Genomic DNA, 2,500 nt, shown 5'->3' on the forward strand with positions numbered 1-2,500 from the left:
TAATAGTATTTGGGGTTTATTTACTTTCCCGCATGTGATTGCAGTATCATCAACGGCAGTAGGCTTAACTTCTCTGTTCGAGATGGGAAGAGGTGAACACTACTCCTATCAACCCCATAAGGTTTTTGAGTTTATTAATACAATGTAATTATCTTGTATTAACACTCTATATCTTATGGAATGTCCATGTAATATTGTGAAAGATTTTGAAGAGTAAGAGCTATACTTGACTATCAGACAGTATAATTTAATAAGCTGTTGGGTAATTAGTATTGCTCGACTTTGGTATCTCTACCTTTACATCTGCAACCTATCAAGGTCGTCATCTACGACCGCCCTTATATGGATTACTCATCTTCAGGTCAGTTTCGCACTTAGATGCTTTCAGCGCTTATCTGATCCCGACGTAGCTACTCAGCGATGCTCTTGGCAGAACAACTGATACACCAGCGGTCAGTCCAACTCGGTCCTCTCGTACTAAAGTCAGAACCTGTCAATAATCCTACGCCCACAACAGATAGGGACCGAACTGTCTCACGACGTTCTGAACCCAGCTCGCGTGCCACTTTAATCGGCGAACAGCCGAACCCTTGGGACCTTCTCCAGCCCCAGGATGTGACGAGCCGACATCGAGGTGCCAAACCTCCCCGTCGATGTGAGCTCTTGGGGGAGATCAGCCTGTTATCCCCAGAGTACCTTTTATCCTTTGAGCGATGGCTGTTCCATACTAAACCACCGGATCACTATATCCTACTTTCGTACCTGATCGACTTGTCTGTCTCACAGTCAAGCACCCTTTTGCTATTGCACTCTACGCACGGTTACCAAGCGTGCTGAGGGTACCTTTGAAAGCCTCCGTTACTCTTTTGGAGGCGACCACCCCAGTCAAACTACCCACCAAGCAATGTCCCTATTTAGGTTAGAATTCCAGTACAAGAAGGGTGGTATTTCAACGTTGACTCCACGATGCCTAGCGACACCACTTCAAAGTCTCCCACCTATCCTACACATCCAGTACCAGAACTCAATGCTAAGCTATAGTAAAGGTTCATGGGGTCTTTCCGTCCCGTTGCGGGTAAACGGCATCTTCACCGTTACTACAATTTCACCGAGCTCACGGCTGAGACAGTGTCCAGATCGTTACACCATTCGTGCAGGTCGGAACTTACCCGACAAGGAATTTCGCTACCTTAGGACCGTTATAGTTACGGCCGCCGTTTACTGGGGCTTCGATTCAATGCTTCTCTTGCGATGACATCCCCTCTTAACCTTCCAGCACCGGGCAGGTGTCAGGCCTTATACGTCAACTTTCGTTTTTGCAAAGCCATGTGTTTTTGTTAAACAGTCGCCTGGACCAATTCTCTGCGGCCTCTCTTGCGAGGAGGCTCCCTTTATCCCGAAGTTACAGGGTTAATTTGCCGAGTTCCTTAGCCGTGATTCACTCGAGCGCCTTAGAATATTCTTCCCAGTCACCTGTGTCGGTTTACGGTACGGGTTACTATTAAGTATAGATTCACAACTTTTCTTGGAAGTCTCTTCGCTAACTCGTTTCTGCCTTGCGGCTTCTTCTCAAAGGCACTATTCCGTCAGTACCTGCCAACCACGAATCTCCGTCATTGTGTTTCCCTAATAGTAAGTTCAGGAATATTAACCTGATGTGCATTAAATTTTCGCTTTCGCTAAACCCTTAGCCCCCGACTAACCCTCAGTTGATTAGCATAGCTGAGGAAACCTTGACTTTTCGGCGTGGGGGTTTCTCGCCCCCATTATCGTTACTCATCCCTACATTTGCTTTTCTCACCGCTCCAGTAAGCCTTATCGACTATCCTTCACTGCAATGAGAATGCTCCCCTACCAGTATGTACATAATACATAATCCAAAGCTTCGGTACTATACTTGATGCCCGTTTATTATCGATGCCCGCCTCGCTCGACCAGTGAGCTGTTACGCACTCTTTAAATGAATAGCTGCTTCCAAGCTAACATCCTGGCTGTCTCTGCAATCAGACCTCCTTTGTTCAACTTAGTATAGATTTTGGGACCTTAGCTGTTGGTCTGGGTTCTTTCCCTCTCGGACAGTGACCTTAGCACCCCTGCCCTCACTGCCGTGTATATTTCATGCCATTCAGAGTTCATCAGGATTTGGTAGGATTTGACTCCCCCTAGTCCTATTGGTAGCTTTACCTGCATGAAACTCAACCACGACGCTGTTCCTAAAAACATTTCGGGGAGTACGAGCTATTTCCCAGTTTGATTAGCCTTTCACCCCTACCCACAGCTCATCGAAATACTTTTCAACGTAAACTCGTTCGGTCCTCCAGTGTGTGTTACCACACCTTCAACCTGGCCATGGGTAGATCACAAGGTTTCGCGTCTACTCCCCCTGACTAAGCGCCCTATTCAGACTCGCTTTCGCTCCGACTTCAGTTCTATAAACCTTAATCTTGCCAGGAAGAGTAACTCGTAGGGTCATTATGCAAAAGGCACGCCGTCACAACAA

At 46.8% G+C, this 2,500-nt stretch carries 2 rRNA genes (1 of these 2 cut by a window edge); both read right to left on the reverse strand.

What is annotated here, in order from left to right:
• Window positions 1–7 precede the first annotated feature (7 nt).
• A 5S ribosomal RNA gene (gene rrf / locus VB796_RS23555) occupies window positions 8–119 on the reverse strand.
• A gap of 127 nt (window positions 120–246) precedes the next feature.
• Window positions 247–2,500, reverse strand: a 23S ribosomal RNA gene (locus VB796_RS23560) (it continues 573 nt past the right edge of the window).

Source organism: Arcicella sp. LKC2W (assembly GCF_034931005.1).
GTDB lineage: Bacteria > Bacteroidota > Bacteroidia > Cytophagales > Spirosomataceae > Arcicella.